Origin of the sequence: Ideonella sp. (assembly GCF_041287625.1) — a bacterium.
Taxonomy (GTDB): domain Bacteria; phylum Pseudomonadota; class Gammaproteobacteria; order Burkholderiales; family Burkholderiaceae_C; genus Ideonella.
This window is the reverse complement of the sequence record NZ_JBGGNH010000056.1, coordinates 1-17,307: the sequence shown is the minus strand read 5'-3', so window position 1 is coordinate 17,307 and position 17,307 is coordinate 1. Positions and strand designations below refer to the sequence as shown.

The 17,307-nt window shown below is 67.6% G+C and carries 12 protein-coding genes; 10 read left to right on the top strand and 2 right to left on the bottom strand.

Features of this window, described 5'->3' with window-relative positions:
* Positions 1 to 41: 41 nt before the first annotated feature.
* Complete coding sequence (locus ACAH41_RS20480) at positions 42 to 440, top strand: PEP-CTERM sorting domain-containing protein (RefSeq protein WP_325654166.1); 399 nt, start codon at positions 42 to 44, stop codon at positions 438 to 440.
* 49 nt (positions 441 to 489) lie between these two features.
* Here ACAH41_RS20480 and ACAH41_RS20475 read toward each other — a convergent pair whose 3' ends face one another.
* Entirely contained in the window at positions 490 to 1,425 is a 936-nt protein-coding gene (locus tag ACAH41_RS20475) for a LysR family transcriptional regulator (RefSeq protein WP_325654164.1), read from the bottom strand.
* An 81-nt stretch (positions 1,426 to 1,506) separates the two neighbouring features.
* Between ACAH41_RS20475 and ACAH41_RS20470 the strand changes: the two genes are divergently transcribed.
* The 5 genes from ACAH41_RS20470 to ACAH41_RS20450 all read left to right on the top strand — a co-directional run bounded on the left by ACAH41_RS20470 (position 1,507) and on the right by ACAH41_RS20450 (position 5,859).
* Positions 1,507 to 2,439 (top strand): alpha/beta hydrolase, encoded by a 933-nt coding sequence (locus ACAH41_RS20470; RefSeq protein WP_325654162.1) that lies wholly within the window; start codon positions 1,507 to 1,509, stop codon positions 2,437 to 2,439.
* Positions 2,436 to 3,902 (top strand): 3-isopropylmalate dehydratase large subunit, encoded by a 1,467-nt coding sequence (gene leuC, locus ACAH41_RS20465; protein ID WP_325654160.1) that lies wholly within the window; start codon positions 2,436 to 2,438, stop codon positions 3,900 to 3,902. Before ACAH41_RS20470 ends, leuC begins: the two co-directional genes overlap by 4 nt.
* On the top strand, positions 3,895 to 4,563 hold the full coding sequence (leuD, locus tag ACAH41_RS20460; RefSeq protein ID WP_325654158.1) for a 3-isopropylmalate dehydratase small subunit: 669 nt from the start codon (positions 3,895 to 3,897) through the stop codon (positions 4,561 to 4,563). The genes leuC and leuD overlap by 8 nt, the downstream gene beginning before the upstream one ends.
* A 109-nt stretch (positions 4,564 to 4,672) precedes the next feature.
* A complete protein-coding gene (locus tag ACAH41_RS20455) occupies positions 4,673 to 5,296 on the top strand; it encodes a hypothetical protein (protein ID WP_325654156.1) in 624 nt (207 codons plus the stop codon).
* Positions 5,296 to 5,859: an MliC family protein gene (locus ACAH41_RS20450; RefSeq protein ID WP_325654387.1), complete on the top strand. Its 564-nt coding sequence runs from the start codon at positions 5,296 to 5,298 to the stop codon at positions 5,857 to 5,859. Before ACAH41_RS20455 ends, ACAH41_RS20450 begins: the two co-directional genes overlap by 1 nt.
* An 89-nt stretch (positions 5,860 to 5,948) precedes the next feature.
* Here ACAH41_RS20450 and pgm read toward each other — a convergent pair whose 3' ends face one another.
* Positions 5,949 to 7,604: a phosphoglucomutase (alpha-D-glucose-1,6-bisphosphate-dependent) gene (gene pgm / locus ACAH41_RS20445; protein ID WP_325654154.1), complete on the bottom strand. Its 1,656-nt coding sequence runs from the start codon at positions 7,602 to 7,604 to the stop codon at positions 5,949 to 5,951.
* 153 nt (positions 7,605 to 7,757) lie between these two features.
* On the opposite strand from pgm, the gene ACAH41_RS20440 reads away from it, so the two are divergent.
* The 4 genes from ACAH41_RS20440 to ACAH41_RS20425 all read left to right on the top strand — a co-directional run.
* Positions 7,758 to 8,489 (top strand): 4'-phosphopantetheinyl transferase superfamily protein, encoded by a 732-nt coding sequence (locus ACAH41_RS20440; RefSeq protein WP_325654152.1) that lies wholly within the window; start codon positions 7,758 to 7,760, stop codon positions 8,487 to 8,489.
* A 332-nt stretch (positions 8,490 to 8,821) separates the two neighbouring features.
* Positions 8,822 to 8,959: a hypothetical protein gene (locus ACAH41_RS20435; RefSeq protein ID WP_325654150.1), complete on the top strand. Its 138-nt coding sequence runs from the start codon at positions 8,822 to 8,824 to the stop codon at positions 8,957 to 8,959.
* Positions 8,960 to 9,005: 46 nt separating this feature from the next.
* Entirely contained in the window at positions 9,006 to 12,413 is a 3,408-nt protein-coding gene (fabD, locus tag ACAH41_RS20430; RefSeq protein ID WP_325654148.1) for an ACP S-malonyltransferase, read from the top strand.
* 55 nt (positions 12,414 to 12,468) lie between these two features.
* The coding region (locus tag ACAH41_RS20425) for an SDR family NAD(P)-dependent oxidoreductase (RefSeq protein WP_325654146.1) at positions 12,469 to 17,307 on the top strand (4,839 nt) is incomplete at its 3' end.

Sequence of the window (17,307 nt, the reverse complement as noted above, 5' to 3'; positions counted from 1 at the left end):
CGGGTGCAGTTTGGGTCCGGCCCTTTCTTTGCGGAGGAAACATGAATAAATCAGTCGTCGCTTCTGTCATCACGGTCACCGCCTTTGGCCTGGGTTCTACAGGCGCCATGGCGCAGAGCCAGCAAAACGGCAGCTTCGAAAGCATGGTGCTGGGTGATGGCGTGGGTCAGCGCGTCAACTCGCACAGCTTGTCCGGCTGGGACATCGGCAAGCAGGCCGACGCGTCGCATTCGCAAGTCAAGTTGCTGAATCCGTCCGACTCGTTCATGGCCGGCACGCCGCTGTTGAATGACAGCTTGCGCAGCAGCATGGGTTCCCGGCTGCTGGTCGACGGCCTGCAGTTCGCCGCCAAGGTGCCCGAGCCTTCGGGCTCGGCCATGGTGCTGGCAGGCCTGGGTGCGCTGGGCCTGATGTTCCGCCGCCGCCGCCTGCAAGGCTGAGCGCGCGCAGCAACAAGCGTCAGCGGGGCCAGCAACTGGCCCGGCTTCATCAGGGCCAGCTCGGCAGCGGATACTGCTCGAACCAAGCCACCAGGAAATCCACCGCGGCGCGCGTGCGGGCCGACAGGTGCTCCCGGGTGGGGTACAGCGCCATCACATCGGCCGGCGGCAGTTGCCAGTCCGGCAGCAGCGCCCGGAGCCGGCCTGAACGCAGGTAGGGCGCGGCGTCCCAGGTCGAGCGCAGCAGCGCGCCGTGGCCGTCCAGCGCCCATTGCAGCGCGGTGTCGCCGTCGTTGGTCGACATGCGGCCGCGCACCTTCACGCTTTCCTGCCGCAGTGCGGTTCGGCCGCTTGCACCTTCGCCACGCAGCGTGAACTGCCAGGTGTTGAAAGCCTCGTCGTTTTCGCGCAGCAGGATGCAGGGCCAGCGCGCCAGGTCGGCCGGGCGGGCGGGCTCGCCCAGGGTGCGCAACAGCTTGGGCGAGGCGCACAGCACCCTGTGATTGGCGGCGACGCGGCGGGCGCTGAGGCGCGCATCCGGGAGGGGCCCGATCTGCAGCGCCAGGTCCAGTCCTTGTTCGACCAGGTTCACCTGCCGGTCGCTCAGCATCAGCTGCAGTTCGACCTCCGGATGCGCGCGTGCAAAGGCCGACAGCGCCGGTGCCAGCTGGCGCCGGCCGAAGCCCAGCGTGGCATGGATGCGCAGCAGCCCGCGCGGCGTGGCCCGGCTGCCGCCCACCGTCTGCTCCAGCGTCTGCAACTCGCCCAGCAGCCGCGAGCCTTCGGCCAGGTAGGCCTCGCCTTCGGCGGTCAGGCTGATGCGGCGGGTCGTGCGCTGCAGCAGCCGCGCGCCCAAGCGGCGCTCCAGTGCCGCCAGGCGCTTGCTGACGGTGGGTGGCGTGACGCCGAGTTCCCGCGCGGTGGCGCTCAGGCTGCCCTGGCGGGCCAGCAGCACGAAAAAGCCCAGGTCCGAGATCGCGTCCATCGCGCCATTGTGTCGTGCCAGGCATCAATGATGTGCACCAGCGCATGACACTTTCCTCGGCAGCAGGCCTACGATGCACCCATGCCTGCCTCATTGCCAGCCCAAGACGATCCCGGCGCCGCGCTGTTCCCGGGTTTTGCCTCGCAGTTTGTCGAGACCGCGCCCGGTGTGCGCATCCATGCGCGCAGCGGCGGCGAAGGCCCTCCCTTGCTGCTGTTGCACGGCCACCCGCAGACCCACGCGATCTGGCACCGCGTGGCACCCACGCTGGCGCAGCACTTCACACTGGTGCTGGCCGACCTGCGCGGCTATGGCGATTCGTCCAAGCCCGCGGGCAAGGCCGACCACGCCAACTACAGCAAGCGCACGATGGCGCTGGACATGCGCCGCCTGATGCAGGCGCTGGGCCATGGGCGCTTCGCGGTGCTGGCGCATGACCGCGGCGCGCGCGTGGCGCACCGGCTGGCGGTGGACCATGCCGAGGCCGTGTCTCGGCTGGTGATGCTGGACATCGCGCCGACGCTGGCGATGTACGAGCAGACCAGCGAAGCCTTTGCGCGCGCCTACTGGCACTGGTTCTTCCTGATCCAGCCCGCGCCGCTGCCCGAGCGCCTGATCACCGCCGACCCGGCCGCCTACATCCGCGACGTGATGGGCCGCCGCAGCGCGGGCCTCGCGCCCTTCGACCCGCGCGCGCTGGCCGAATACATGCGCGCGGCGGCGCTGCCCGGCACCGCGCACGGCCTGTGCGAGGACTACCGCGCCTCCGCCGGCATTGACCTTCTGCACGACCGCGCCGACCGCGATGCCGGCCGTCGACTGAACCAGCCGTTGATGGCTTTGTGGGGCGCCGAAGGCGTGATCCAGCGTTGCTTCTACCCGCTGGCCGAATGGCAACGCGTGGCAAGCGACGTGTGCGGCCAGGCGCTGCCCTGTGGCCACTACATCGCCGAAGAGGCGCCTGAAGCGCTGCTGGCCGCAGCCTTGCCGTTCCTGCAGGGCGGGGTCGCATGACCGGCCGCACGCTCTACCGAAAGCTGGTCGACAGCCACACCGTGGACCTGCTCGACGAGCAGAACGTGCTGCTGTTCTGCGACCTGCACCTGATGAACGAATACACCAGCCCGCAGGCCTTCGCCGGCTTGCATGAGCGAGGGCGTTGGGTCCCGATGCCGGGCCAGCACCTGGCCGTGGTCAGCCACATCATCCCGACGCACGCCGCGTCGGTGGCTCAGCGCGTGATCCTCGATCCGCCCTCGGCACTGCAGGCGCGCAACCTGCGCCGCAACTGCGAGCGGCACCACGTCGCGCTGTTCGACACGCAGGACCCGCTGCAAGGCATCGAACACGTGGTGGCACCCGAGCACGGGCTGATCCTGCCCGGCATGGTGGTGCTCTGCGGCGACAGCCACACGACGACCTATGGCGCGCTCGGCGCGCTGGGCTTTGGCATCGGCACCAGCGAGGTCGAACACGTGCTGGCCACGCAGACGCTGGTCTATCGGCTCGCGGGTGACATGCGCATCACGGTCGACGGCCGGCTGCCCCGGGGCACCGGCGCCAAGGACCTGGTGCTGGCGATCATCGCCCGCATTGGCGCGCAAGGGGCGCGCGGCTACGTGGTCGAGTTCTGCGGCGAAGCCATTGATGCGCTGTCGATCGAGGCCCGCTTCACGCTGTGCAACATGGCGGTGGAGGCTGGGGCGCGCGGCGCGCTGGTCGCGCCCGACCAGAAGGCGCTGGACTATGTGCTGGCCCATGCACCGGACCTCGCGGCCAACGGCCCGTGGCGCGAGGCGGCGCTGGCGCAATGGGCGCTGCTGCGCAGCGACGACGACGCGGTGTTCGAGGTCGAGCATCGCTTCGCCGCCGCCGAGCTTTCTCCCTTTGTCACCTGGGGCACCAGCCCGGACCAGGCGGTGCCGGTGCATGCCGTGGTGCCCAGCCCGCAAGACTTCGACGACCCCGTGGCCCGCCGCGGCGCCGAGCAGGCCCTGCGCTACACCCGGTTGTCCGCCGGCGCGCCGCTGGCCGGCACGCCGGTACAGCATGTCTTCATCGGCTCCTGCACCAATGGCCGCATCGAGGACTTGCGCGAGGCCGCGGCCACGGTCGGTGCGCATCACGTCGCCCCCGGCGTTCGTGCCATGGTCGTGCCGGGTTCCGGCGCGGTGCGCGCGCAGGCCGAGGCCGAAGGCATTGCGGCGCAACTGCTGGCGGCAGGCTTCGAGTGGCGCCAGCCCGGCTGCTCGATGTGCCTGGCGATGAACGACGACGTGCTGGCCGACGGCGTGCGCTGCGCCAGCACCACCAACCGCAACTTCGAAGGCCGCCAGGGCCGTGGCGCCATCACCCACCTGATGAGCCCCGCGATGGCCGCCGCGGCCGCCATCACCGGCCGCATCACCAACCTGGCCGACCCGCGGCAGTGGCCGCCGGTTGCCGCCCCCTCTTCGCCGGAGCCGCAACATGGCTGATCTCGCCGCGCCCTGGATCGCCCATGCCGCGCCGCTGCCGCTGGCCAACCTCGACACCGACCAGATCATGCCCAAGCAGTTCCTGCGTGGCATCGACAAGGCCGGCCTCGCGCAAGGCCTGCTGTACGACTTGCGCTTCGACGCCGAGGGCCGGCCGCGGCCCGGATGCGTGCTGAACCAGCCCGCTTTTGCCGGCACCGACAGCTTGATCGCCGGCCCCAACTTCGGCTGCGGCTCCAGCCGCGAGCATGCGGTGTGGGGCCTGCAGCAGTACGGCATCCGCGCGGTGATCGCGCCCAGCTTTGGCGAGATCTTCTACTCCAACGCGGTCAACAACCGCCTGCTGCCGGTGATGGTCTCGCCCGAACATGGGCAGGCTTTGCTGGACCAGGCGCTGGCCTGCGCCGCCGCAGGTGCCGGCCCGCTGCCGCTGCCGCTGCAGATCGACCTGCCGGCGCTGACCCTGCGCTGCGGCAGCATCGAAGCGTCGTTTGCGCTGTCGCCCCGCCATCAGCGCATGCTGCTGCAGGGGTTGGACATGGTGGGTGCCACGCTGGCCCACGCGACGCAGATCGAAGCCTTCGCCGCAAGCCACTTCGCCGCCCAGCCCTGGTTGCAGGACCGCGCGATGCGCACCCGGGAGCGCCTCACCGCGGCCTGATCGCCGTCGCCTCACGCGAGAATGGCGCAAACAATGCGTGGAGCGATGTGTGGATTGGATGCGTGGACTTTCTTGTCGGTGGCGCTTGCAAACCAGGCTGGCGCCCGCGATGTTGGCCGTGGCGCTGGCCGTTTCGCTGGCCGTTTCGCTGGCCGGTTGCGCCGAGCTGAACCTGCCTGACCTGCTGGCGCCGCCCGTGCCGGCCACCCAACCGGTTCGCGCACCGCAGGTGGCTGCGGCAGTGCCGGCCGCAACGGCTTCGGCGCCTGTCGCGGTAACGGCCAAACCCGCCGCGCCACCGCCTGCCGGGCCGGTGCTGCCGCCAAAGGCCGTCATTGCCTACGGCAGCAGCCCGCTGCAGTTCGGCGAACTCCGGTTGCCACCCGGCGACGGACCATTCCCGGTCGCGGTGCTGATCCACGGCGGCTGCTGGACCAGCAGCTTCGCGACGCTGCGCAGCACCGCGGCGTTGGCCAGTGAACTGACCCGATTTGGCATTGCCAGCTGGAACATCGAATACCGCCAGCGCGGCGACGCCGGCGGCGGCTGGCCCGGCACCTACCGCGACTGGGCAGCGGCGCTGGACGGGCGCAGTTGCCGGCGGACAGCGAGATCCGCGGCGCCGATCCGCTGCCGCTGCTGGCCGCGGTGGACATCGACGGCCCGGCCGACCTGGCAGGCTTCATCGGGCAGGACCAGCAGGTCTGCGGCGAACCGGCCGTGGCGCCACTGATGGGCGGCCTGCCCGAGGCCCAGCCCCTGCGCTACCGCCAGGCCTCGCCACAGTGGCTGCTGCCGCTGCATGTGCCGCAGTACCTGGTGTCGGCCGAGGTACTGCTGCCCGAGGCCGCGCAGGCCTATCAGGCCAAGGCCCGCGCGCTGGGCGACGAGGTCGAATTGCTGCCGCTGCCAGGTGCGGGCCACTACGACCCGCTGCAGCCCGGCCTGCCGGCTGGCGAGGCGGTGCGGCGGCTGATCGTCGAGCGGGCGTTCACGCCGCCTTTCAATACCAGCAGCGTCAACTACCGCTGCGCTGCCGGCAAGCACCTGTCCGCCGCGTACCTGAACCTGCGCGGCGGCGAGTCCTTTGCCGTGCTGTCCTGGCAAGGTCGCCAGGAGGTGTTGCGGGCCGGGCCGACCGGTTCCGGCGTGCGCTACGCCGCGCTGCCGGGTGCCGTGCCGGGTGCGGCGTCGGCTGGCCTGGTCTGGCAAACCAAGGGCCCCGAAGGCATCCTGAGCCAGGAGCTGGGCCAGGCCACGCGCACGCTGGCCTTCGACTGCAAGCCCGAACGTTGAGCGGCGACTGAGCAAGGCCCCGGATGAAGCGCCCGTCGCGGGCGGTCAACGGGTCAACAGCAAATGCCGGCCAGGCGGCCGCCGCGCGTTCAGGGCGTGGCGATGGCGGCGTCCACGATGGCCTGCGCTTCCTGCAGGATGCGCTGCAGGTGGGCCTCGCCGCTGTAGCTTTCGGCGTAGATCTTGTAGATGTCTTCGGTGCCCGAGGGCCGGGCGGCAAACCAGCCGTTGTGGGAGATGACCTTGATGCCGCCGATGGCCGCGCCGTTGCCGGGCGCCTGGTCCAGCACTGCCGTGATCGCGTCGCCGGCCAGTTCGCGCGCGCTGATGCGGGCCGGCGTCAACGACGCGAGTTGCGCCTTCTGCGCGGCGGTTGCCGGTGCCTCGACACGGTCGGCAAGCGGCTCGCCGAGTTGCGCCACCAGCGCTGCATAGGCCTGCGCCGGGTCGCGCCCGCTGCGCGCCGTGATCTCGGCGGCCAGCAGCGCTGGCGCCAGGCCGTCCTTGTCGGTGGTCCAGACCGTGCCGTCGCGGCGCAGGAAGCTCGCGCCGGCGCTTTCCTCGCCGCCAAAGCCCAGCGAGCCGTCCAGCAGGCCGGCCGAGAACCACTTGAAGCCGACCGGCACTTCCTGGAGCTGGCGACCCAGCCGAGTGGCGACCCGGTCGATCAGGCTGGTGCTGACGACGGTTTTGCCAATCGCGGCGCTCGGGCTCCACGATGGCCGGTGCCTGAAAAGGTAGTCGATTGCCACCGAGAGGTAGTGGTTCGGCGGCACCAGTCCGGCCGTGGGTGTGACGATGCCGTGGCGGTCGTGATCGGTGTCGCAGGCAAAGGCGATGTCGAAGCGGTCCTTCATGTCCTGCAGGCGCTGCATCGCGTAGCGCGAAGACGGGTCCATGCGGATCTGCCCGTCCCAGTCGACGGTCATGAAGCCGAAGGTCGGGTCCACCACGTCGCTGACCACGGTGAGATCGAGCCGGTACTCCTCCGCGATGCGGGCCCAGTACTGCACCCCCGCGCCGCCCAGCGGGTCGACGCCCATCCGGACCTTGGCCGCGCGGATGACATCGAAGTCGATCACGTTGCCGAGGTCGGCCACATAGGCGCCGATGAAGTCATGGCGGTGCGTGGTTGCAGCACGCAGTGCCTGCGCATGCGATGCCCGCTTGACACCCTTGAGCGCAGCTTTGAGGTAGGCATTTGCGGCGGCCTGGATGCTGGCGGTGATGTCGGTGCCGGCAGGGCCGCCGTTGGGTGGGTTGTACTTGAAGCCGCCGCTGTCCGGCGGGTTGTGCGAGGGGGTCACGAGGATGCCGTCGGCCAGTCCGTGGCCGTCGCGCCCGCGGTTGTGCACCAGGATTGCGTGCGAGACGGCGGGCGTCGGCGTGTAGCCGTCGTTTGTCGCCAGCATCACGTCCACGCCATTGGCCGCCAGCACTTCGAGTGCACTGGCGCAGGCCGGCTGCGACAGCGCGTGGGTGTCGATGCCGAGGAACAGCGGCCCTGTGATCTGCTGGCGCTGGCGGTGGTCACAGATGGCCTGCGTGATGGCCAGCACATGCCATTCGTTGAAGGACAGCTCGAATGACGAGCCGCGGTGGCCGGAAGTGCCGAAGGCCACGCGTTGCGACGGCGCCTCGGGATCCGGCACGCCGGTGTAGTAAGCGGTGATGAGCCGCGGCACATCGACCAGCAGCGAACGCGGCGCCGGCTTGCCGGCCAAGGGGTTGATCAGGGTGGGCATCGGTCCTCGTTGCGTGAGCGGGCTGTGGGCAAGGCCTGAGCTGGCGGCGATCGGGCTGGCATCGTTGGCCAAGCGCCCGCCAACGATACACGCAGGCCGCAGCGGTGTGTCTCGTCGTGTTCGCGAGTTGAATCGCGGCAGAATCCCGCTGCCATGAATCATCGCTTCGGGATTTCAAACCTCACCGTCGCTCGCACTGCGCTGTGGCAGGAGGCCCGCCTGATCTGTGATGATGCCCTGGGGCGAGGGCTTGCGTTCGCCGCGATCCTGCACGAGGCCGGTGATCTTGCTGACGAGCAGCTGCTCGCCGACGCGGACCGGCAGCGCGCGATGCGCTACCGGCAAGACAGGGATCGCCAGAACTTCGTGCTGGGTCGAACCATGGTTCACCATCTGGTCCGGCCCAAGGGGGCTTCGGTGCCGTGCGCGTTTTCATTCGGCGTGCATGGCAAACCGTTCCTGCCGGGTTGCGCCGCGTTCAACCTGTCGCACTCGGCCGAATGGGTGGCCTGCGCCGTCAGCCCGGGCACATCGATCGGGATCGATGTCGAAGCTTTCCTGCGCCTCGGGGACCATCGCGAGCTGCTGGCAGCGACCACCCATCCGGCCGAGCGCCGAGTCATCGCCGAGGCCGAGCCTGACCAGCGCCTGGCGCTCTTCAAGTGCTGCTGGACCCGCAAGGAAGCGGTGCTGAAAGCGACCGGCAAGGGCCTGAGCGACGACTTGTGTTCGATCGACGTCGGGCTTGCCGAGCGCCAGCCGCTTGTGGGCGATGCGGCTGGGCTGCGCTTGGTCGACCTGCGGGCCGACGCCGATCGGGTGACGGTCTGCGTGGCACTGGAAACCTCGGTGTCCGGCATCGTCGTCATGCAACTGTCGCAGTAGGCCGTTACCAGCATTGGAATGGGCAGAACAGTGACCTTGGTCACCCACATATTTGCGGCATGAGCAATCAATGGCTTGTGCCATGTTGCATCCATTCGTAAGTTTCGAATCTCATCGTGTGTGCCACATTCGCCGTGGCGAAACACATTAAAGTGACTTGGCCTGGCTTGCCGCGGTGTCAAGAGAGCTGTTTGCTTATCACCGCTGCGAAGCTGTCGCCTGGCTGTCAAGTTTGGCCCTGTCAGGGTTAGACCCTGCATTTCTGTTGTAAAAATTGAGACAAAGGTCGGTTCTCAAAAGGAGCCGAATTTCTCTGTTGCAGAAAGTGATACATGTTCGGCATTCCGTCAGAAGCCATCCATCCAGCGGTGGTGCACGGTGAGCACGCCCATTCAATTTGGTGGCTGAAAAAAGCTGTGCTGGAAGCCTGCGGCGAGTTTGACCGGGCGGAGTTGGCATTGCGCGGTTAAGCTTGGCGCCGGCAGTGCGGACGTCGCGATGCATTGGCATGCGCAGATGAAAACGGTATTCCTTTTCTCTGGGCAAGGCGCTCAGCATTTTCAAATGGGCAGGGAGCTCTTCGAGCGCCATGCCGGCTTTCGCGCCTCGCTGGAACGCGCCGACCGCCTGGCGCGTGCGCATTGCGGCGAGTCGCCGCTCGCGGCGCTGTTCGACCAGCGCCATGCCAGGCAGATGCCGTTCGACCGGCTTGTGCACACCCATCCGGCCATCTTCATGGTCGAGTACGCCTTGGCAACGGTGTTGATGGCGGCCGGTGTGCAGCCGGACCTCGTGCTCGGTGCCAGCCTGGGCACATTCGCCGCCGCAGCCGTGGCCGGCCACATCGATCCGGACGCCGCGCTGTACGCTGTGATTGACCAGGCCAGGGCCGTGGAAGCGCATTGCGAGCCCGGCGCCATGGTGGCCGTCATGGGCGAGCCGGCGGCCTGTCTCACGCCTGAGCTGCTCTCTGTCTGCGAGCTTGGTGCGCGCAACTTCGCGACGCATTCGGTGATCTCCTTGCCTGCCGCCAACCTGCCGGCGGTCGAGCGCCACCTTCGCCAGCACGGCGTGGTGTTTCAGCGGCTGCCCGTCAACTACGCCTTTCATTCGCGCTGGATCGAGGCTGCCCGGCTGCCTTGCCAGCAGGCATTGGGCGGGCTTCACATTCGTGAAGGCAATATCTCCCTCGTTTGTTGCGCCACGGGTGATTCCCTGCGAGCCTTGCCCGGGAATCATTTCTGGTCGGCGGTGCGCGAACCCATCTTGTTTCACCAGGCCCTGCACCGGATCGAATCCCAGGGCCACCATCGTTATATCGATGTCGGACCTGCCGGGACGCTGGCGACATTCCTGAAATACGGTTTGCCAGCCGGATCAAGGTCCTCGGTGCATCAAGTCATGGCGCCATTCGGCAGCGACCTGGCGCGATTCATGGGATTGGCCGCGACCGGGCAAGCTCCCAACATCGCTGGCTCTGCAACGAAGCGCCAGCCAGGCAACCCCCCACAAGACGAACGCATCATGCACGCACCCCAGTTGAACGCAGTCATCTTCCCCGGGCAGGGTTCACAGTTCAGGGGAATGGGCAAGGCGCTCTTTCCTCTTTTTCCGGAAATCTGCGCCAGCGCCTCGGAGATTCTTGGCTATTCACTGGAAGAGCTGTGCCTGAACGATTCGCAAGGGAAATTGTCGCAAACGCAATTCACCCAGCCTGCGATCTTTGTCGTCAACGCGCTGCATTACCACCGGCAACAACAGCTGCAGCCCGATCTCCGGCCCGACTTCTTTGCCGGGCACAGCCTCGGCGAATACAACGCCCTGCTCGCGGCCGGTGTGTTCACGTTCGAGACGGGGCTGCGGCTGGTCAAGAAGCGCGGCGAACTGATGGCCGCTGCCAAGGCAGGCGGCATGGCAGCGGTGATTGGCGTCGCGGCCCAAGACCTGCGGGCGCTGCTGGACAGGCATGGACTCGAACAGGTCGACATCGCGAACTTCAATTCGCCGACACAGACCGTGATTGCGGGCGAGAAAGGCGCGATCGCCGAAGCCGCGGCGCTGTTCTCCCGACAGGGCTTGCGCTGCGTGACATTGGATGTTGGCGCCGCGTTCCACTCCCGCCTGATGCAGCCGGCCCGGGCCGAGTTCGCCGAATTCCTGCAGCAGTTTTCGTTTGCCGCGCCGCGGGTCGCGGTGATCGCCAATGCCACTGCGCGGCCTTATGACCCGGGCCGCATTGCACAGACGCTGGCCGGGCAGATCGCAGCGCCTGTGCAATGGGTCGATTCAGTGCGCTACCTGATGGGGCAGGTGAGGGAACAGGGCGACATCGCGTTCCAGGAGATCGGCGCCAACGTGCTGACGAAGATGGTGCTGGAAATCAGGGCCAAGGAGACGCCGATCGTTGACGCGCTCCCGGGTGCCCAGCCGGTTCGCGAATCGAAGCCCGAGGCCGCTGCAGTTCATGAACCGCAACCGCAACCGTCCACCGCGCGCAGTCCGCAACGCCGGGTCCAGGCCACATCGCTGGGCAGCGAGGTGTTCCGACGCCGCTTCGGCCTGAAGTTCGCCTACATGGCCGGGGCGATGTACCGCGGGGTCGCCTCTGCCGAGTTGGTGATCCGCATGGGCCAGGCGGGCTTCCTGAGCTTCTTCGGCTCGGGCGGACTTTCGCTGGCCAAGATCGATGCCAACATCGTTCGCATCCAGGCCGAACTGAAGCCGGGCCAGCCCTATGGGATGAACCTGCTGGCCAACTACGAATATCCGGCGCAGGAAGAGGCGGTGGTCGACCTCTACCTGAAGCGCGGCATCCGCACCGTCGAGGCCGCCGCCTTCATGCAGATGACGCCATCGCTGGTCCGGTTCCGGCTGCTGGGGCTTCGGACCAATGCGCGCGGCGAGACCGTGTGCGACCACCGCATCGTCGCGAAGATCTCGCGCCCGGAAGTGGCGAGGGCGTTCATGCTGCCGCCGCCAGCGGCCATCGTGGAGAAGTTGCTCGCGCAAGGCCTGGTCACGCCGCAGCAGGCCAGGTTGGCGCAAGGCGTTCCGGTCAGCCATGACGTTTGTGTCGAGGCCGATTCCGGTGGCCATACCGACGGCGGCATTGCCGCGGTGATGTTGCCGCCGCTGCTGCGCCTGCGTGACGAATTGCAGCGCACCCATGCCTACGCCGAGCCGATCTGCATGGGCTTGGCGGGTGGCATCGGCGGGCCCGAGGCTGCTGCTGCTGCCTTCCTGCTCGGCGCGGACTTCATCATGACGGGGTCGATCAACCAGTGCACGGTCGAAGCCGGGATGAGCGACGAAGGCAAGTCCATGCTGCAGGAGATCGACATCCAGGACACCGAATACGCGCCGGCCGGGGACATGTTCGAGATCGGCGCGCAGGTCCAGGTGATGAAGAAGTCGGTGTTCTTCCCGGCCCGCGCGAACAAGCTGCTCTCGCTCTACCGGCACTACAACAGCCTGGACGAAATTCCCGAGCGCACCCGCCGCCAGCTGGAGACCACCTTCTTCAAGAGGACCTTCGACGACATCTGGCACGAGACCGCGAACTACTTCAGGTCCGCGGGTCAGGCGCACGAGATCGCCAAGGCCGAAGCCAATCCGAAACACAGGATGGCGCTGGTGTTCCGCTGGTACTTCGCCTATTGCACCCGCATTGCGATGGACGGCACGCCCGACGATCGCGTGAACTACCAGATCCAGACGGGACCGGCATTGGGGTCCTTCAATCAATGGGTGAAGGGCACCAACCTCGAACCATGGCGCCAGCGCCATGTGGATGCCATCGCGGTCAAGGTCATGGAGGGTGCAGCGCAGCACCTGGCGAGCTTCCTGGCCCGCTTCATTGATCGCGCGCCGCTTGAAGCCGAAGCGCCTCGTGCACAGACCACCGAACGCCCTGTCGAAGTTTGACAGCCGTCAGCACCGGCTGACGAGACACTTAAAAAGACAGATCGCAGGGACTTGGATGAACACGGTTGACCAGCAGTTTCGGGGCCTCGAAAACCATTCGGAGCCCTCGGGCGGAGCGCGTGGAACAGATCATGGGCGCACGGGAGACATCGCCATTGTTGGCATGGCCTGCCGGTTCCCCGGCGCTGAAAACTACGCGCAATTCTGGGAAAACCTGCGCCAGGGCCTGTCCACTGTCAGCGAGATCCCGGCGGGCCGATGGGACCGTGACGCCTTCTATTCGGCCGACGTCCAGGAGAAGAACAAGTCCATCAGCAAGTGGGGCGGATTCATTGAGGGCGTCGAAAATTTCGACGCCGATTTCTTCGGCGTCTCGGCGCGCGAGGCCGCGGTCATGGACCCGCAGCAGCGCATCATGCTGGAGCAGGCCTGGACTTGCATCGAGGACGCGGGCTACGACCCGCTGCAGTTCAGCGGCAGCCGCACCGGCGTGTACGTTGGCGTCTTCAACTACGACTACGAAGACCATCTTCGGCACGCGCTGGATGCGATCGAGGGCCATGTGTCCACCGGCACGCATGCCGCGCTGATTCCGAACCGCATCTCGCATTTCCTGAACCTGCATGGCGTCAGCATGCCGGTGGACACCGCATGCTCCAGCTCGCTGGTGGCGCTGCACAAGGCGGCACACGCGATCCGCCGAGGCGAATGCGATCAGGCCCTGGTGGGCGGCGTCAGCGTGCTGTGCAGCCCCACGCATTTCATCTCATTCTCCAAGACCGGCATGCTGTCGCCCGACGGCAGCTGCAAGAGCTTCGATGAGCGCGCCAACGGCTACGTGCGCGGCGAAGGCGCCGCCATGGTCCTGCTCAAGCCACTGGGCCAGGCCATTCGCGACGGGGACCGCATTGCCGCCGTGCTGCGCGGCAGCGCGGTGAACCACGGGGGCCATGCGCGCACGGTGACCTATCCGGGTTCCCTCGCGCAATCGAAGGTGGTCAGCGAGGCCTTGCGCGAGGCGGGCGTGCCGGTCGGCACCATCGGCTACGTCGAAGCACACGGCACCGGCACGCCCAAGGGCGACCCGATCGAGGTCGAAGGGCTGAAGCTGGCCTTCGCCCGCGTTGCGGCAGACCGCGGCGAGGCCTTGCGCGGTGACAGCTGCGGCATCGGCAGCGTCAAGGCCAACATCGGCCACCTCGAATCGGTCGCCGGGCTGGCCGGCCTGATCAAGACCATCCTGTGCATGAAGCACCAGGCGCTGCCACCGCTGGTGCATTACCAGAAGCTCAACCCGCGCATTGCGCTGGATGGCAGCCCGTTCTTCATCGTGAACACCGCACGGCCATGGCCGGCGTTGGTCGACGAACATGGCCACGCCATTCCGCGCCGGGCGGGCATCAGCTCCTTCGGCTTTGGCGGCGTCAACTCCCACGTCGTCGTCGAAGAATATCTGGCGTTACCGGAGGCCGAGGGTTCATCCGGGCCCGCATCGGCACAGCCGGTCCTGATCGTGCTGTCTGCCAGGACCGCGGCCGCGCTGCAAGACAGCGTGCGCCAATTGCTGGCTGCCATCGCGTTGCCGGAGACTCGGCGTGCCCGGCTTGCGGATCTGGCCTACACGCTGCAGGTGGGGCGACGGGCCATGGCCGCGCGGCTTGCGCTGGTGGTCGAGTCCTTCGACGCGCTGCAGGGCCGGCTGGAAGGCTGGCTGGCGCAGGGTTTCAAGGCGCCAGGCATCTTCAGCGGCCAGCGCCCGGCTGAAGCCGCAGCCGGAGCCGAACAAGCCAGCGCAATGCTGGCCGGCGGCGACTTGCAAGCCGTCGCGCAACAGTGGATCGAAGGAACCGACTTCGACTGGACTGTCCTGCACCGCGACGGCATTCGTCGCAGGCTGGCCCTGCCGACCTACCCCTTCGCCAGGCAAAGGCATTGGGTCGACGCGAAGCCGCCGCTGGCAGCCCAAGCGCAGGCAGTCCTTCACCCGCTGGTGCATCGCAATACCTCGAACCTGCACGGGCTGCGTTTCAGCAGCCGCTTCACCGGCGAGGAATTCTTTCTCGCCGACCATGTCGTGCAGGGCCAACCCACCTTGCCGGGCGCCGCGCAACTGGAAATGGCGCGCTTTGCAGCCGATCAGGCATTCAGCGGCCAAGCTCGTCTGCGCCTCCAGGATGTTGTGTGGTTGCGGCCGGCGGTGGTGGCCGAAGCCAAGGACCTGCACCTCGCGCTGTTTCCCGAGCGCGGGGGAGGGTTCAGCTTCGAGCTCTATGACGGCGATGGCACCGGCGTTGACGAAGCCACCGTGTACAGCCAGGGTGCGGTCATCGTCGTCGGGGCCGAGGCAGCGGTGGTGCATGACCTTGCTGCGTTGCGTGCGCAATGCACGCAGTCGCATCTGGACTCTGCAGCGTGCCATGCCGCGTTCGGTCGCATGGGCCTGGACTATGGGCCTGGCCACCGCGGGCTGGATGCGCTGTTCATCGGCCAGGACCAGGCGCTGGCCCGCATCACACTGCCACCCTCGGTGAAGGCCGGTCGAGAGACCCATGTGCTTCATCCGAGCGTGCTTGACGCGGCGTTGCAAGCGGCGGTCGCCTTCCACGCCGACGGTGCCGGTGGGCTGGACCGCGCCACGCCGATGCTGCCTTTTGCGCTGGGCACCATGGACGTGTTCGGGGCCTGCAACGACGGCATGTGGGCGCTGCTGCGCCGCAGCCCGGGCAGTGCCGCCGGCGATGCGCTGCAGAAGTTCGACATCGACCTGTGCGACGACACCGGCACGGTGTGCGCAAGGCTCAGGGAGTTCTGCCTGCGCGCGTTGGCTGCGCCGGTGGCCGAAGAGCCGGTGCGCAGCGCCTTGCTGCAACTGGCGTGGGCGCCGCAGGCTGCTGTTGCCGCGGCGGATGCTGGCAGCTTTGCGCGCCATGTCGTGCTGCTGTGCGGCGTGGAGGCTGCCGATCTGGCGCGCCGCCTGCCGGGCGTGCGCTGCCTTTCCCCGGCCCAAGGCGACGACCTCGCCCGGCGCTTCGAGGCCGCGGCCGCTGCATTGCTGGAACAGCTCCAGTCGCTGAGCGCGCAGCCCGGGCAACACCTGATCCAGGTGGTCGTGCCGGCCCATGGCGAAGATCAATTGATGGCCGGCCTGGGCGGCATGCTGCGCACGGCTCAACTCGAAAACCCGCGCATCATCGGCCAGCTCATCCACGTGGATGTGGGCCAGGACCTGGCGCAGGTGTTGGCCGAAAACAGCGGCAGCGCGCCAGTTCAGCAGGTGCGCTACCTGGGCGGCCTGCGCCAGACGGCCCGCTGGGCCGAGCTGCCGCATGCTGGTGACGCCCCCTCACCCTGGAAGGCAAGAGGCGTCTACCTGATCACCGGCGGCGCAGGCGGCCTGGGCCTGACCTTCGCGCATGACATCGCGCTGCGGGCCAGGAACGCCGTTCTGGTCCTGACGGGCCGCTCGGCGCCGGACGAACGCGTGCAGGCCGGGATCCACAAGCTGGAGACGCTCGGCGCCGTGGTTCGGTACCACGCGGTGGACGTCACTGACGCTGCCGCGCTCACGTCATTGGTGCAAAGCATTCCCGAGGAATTCGAAAGCCTGGACGGCATCGTCCATGCCGCCGGCGTGCTGCGCGACAGCCTGCTCATCCGCAAGACCCGGCAGCAACTGGGCGAGGTGCTGGCCGCCAAGGTGGCGGGCACCATCAACCTCGACGAAGCCAGCCGGGATCTGGCGCTGGACTTTTTCATCTGCTGCTCGTCCACCTCGGGTGCACTCGGCAACGTGGGGCAGGCCGACTATGCGGCCGCCAATGCTTTCATGGATGCGTTTGCCCGCCACCGCACCGAGCTGGCGGGGCAGGGCCTGCGCCATGGGCGCACGCTGTCGGTCAACTGGCCGCTGTGGGAAGAAGGCGGCATGCAAGTGGACGCGCCCACGCGCGAAGACATGACGGCGCGCACTGGCCTGATCCCGCTGCGCACCGCCAGCGGTCTTGCGGCGCTGGGCCAAGCCCTGGCCAGCGGCCTGCCCCAGGTGCTGGTTGCAGAGGGCCAGATCCGACGGTTCGAGGTCAGCCTGTCCGAACCGGCCAAGCCTGCCGACCCGACGGCCGGACGCGAGCCTGTGCTGCAGAACGCTGCGTCCGACGCGCTGCAGGAAAAGGCCCAGCGCTATTTCGTGCTGCTGCTGTCCAGCACGTTGAAACGGCCGGCGCACAGCATCGATGCCAAGGCCCAGATGGAAGCCTACGGCATCGATTCCATCCTGGTGATGGAGTTGACGCGCATCCTGGAGCAGGTGTTCGGCCCGCTCTCCAAGACGCTGCTGTTCGAGTACCAGACGATTGCGGCGCTGGCCGATCACTTCCTGCAAAGCCATCGCGCCCGCTTGAGCGAGGTGCTGGGTGAAACGGGAGCCGCCGCAGCCACGGTCTCTCCCGGCGTCTCACGAAATGAGGTGCCTGTTCATGCGTCTGCAAATGCGAGCCGCCGCCCGCGTTTTGGATTGCAGGCACCAGGCGTCCCGCCGTTGGCCAGCACGGCCCCCACATTCCAGGCCACGGCAGCCAAAGACATTGGCGAGATCGCCATCATCGGCCTGTCAGGCCGCTACCCTGAAGCCGCAGACGTGGCGGCGTTCTGGTCCAACCTGAGCACCGGCAAAGACAGCATCACCGAGATCCCTGCATCGCGCTGGGACTGGCGGACCGACTTCGACGAAGACCGCAGCAAGCCTGGCAAGACCTACAGCAAATGGGGCGGCTTCATCGAAGGCGTGGACCAATTCGACCCGCTGTTCTTCAACATCTCGCCACGCGAAGCCGAACTCATGGACCCGCAGGAACGGCTGTTCCTGCAATGCGTGCACGCCACGCTGGAAGACGCC

What these genes read in the sequence shown, in the direction of transcription:
- ACAH41_RS20440 (WP_325654152.1), top strand. Translation starts at nt 7,758, where the DNA reads ATGAATCATCGCTTCGGGATTTCAAACCTCACCGTCGCTCGCACTGCG.
- ACAH41_RS20470 (WP_325654162.1), top strand. Translation starts at nt 1,507, where the DNA reads ATGCCTGCCTCATTGCCAGCCCAAGACGATCCCGGCGCCGCGCTGTTC.
- ACAH41_RS20480 (WP_325654166.1), top strand. Translation starts at nt 42, where the DNA reads ATGAATAAATCAGTCGTCGCTTCTGTCATCACGGTCACCGCCTTTGGC.
- ACAH41_RS20435 (WP_325654150.1), top strand. Translation starts at nt 8,822, where the DNA reads ATGTTCGGCATTCCGTCAGAAGCCATCCATCCAGCGGTGGTGCACGGT.
- pgm (WP_325654154.1), bottom strand. Translation starts at nt 7,604, where the DNA reads ATGCCCACCCTGATCAACCCCTTGGCCGGCAAGCCGGCGCCGCGTTCG.
- ACAH41_RS20455 (WP_325654156.1), top strand. Translation starts at nt 4,673, where the DNA reads ATGTTGGCCGTGGCGCTGGCCGTTTCGCTGGCCGTTTCGCTGGCCGGT.
- leuD (WP_325654158.1), top strand. Translation starts at nt 3,895, where the DNA reads ATGGCTGATCTCGCCGCGCCCTGGATCGCCCATGCCGCGCCGCTGCCG.
- ACAH41_RS20475 (WP_325654164.1), bottom strand. Translation starts at nt 1,425, where the DNA reads ATGGACGCGATCTCGGACCTGGGCTTTTTCGTGCTGCTGGCCCGCCAG.
- leuC (WP_325654160.1), top strand. Translation starts at nt 2,436, where the DNA reads ATGACCGGCCGCACGCTCTACCGAAAGCTGGTCGACAGCCACACCGTG.
- fabD (WP_325654148.1), top strand. Translation starts at nt 9,006, where the DNA reads ATGAAAACGGTATTCCTTTTCTCTGGGCAAGGCGCTCAGCATTTTCAA.
- ACAH41_RS20450 (WP_325654387.1), top strand. Translation starts at nt 5,296, where the DNA reads ATGGGCGGCCTGCCCGAGGCCCAGCCCCTGCGCTACCGCCAGGCCTCG.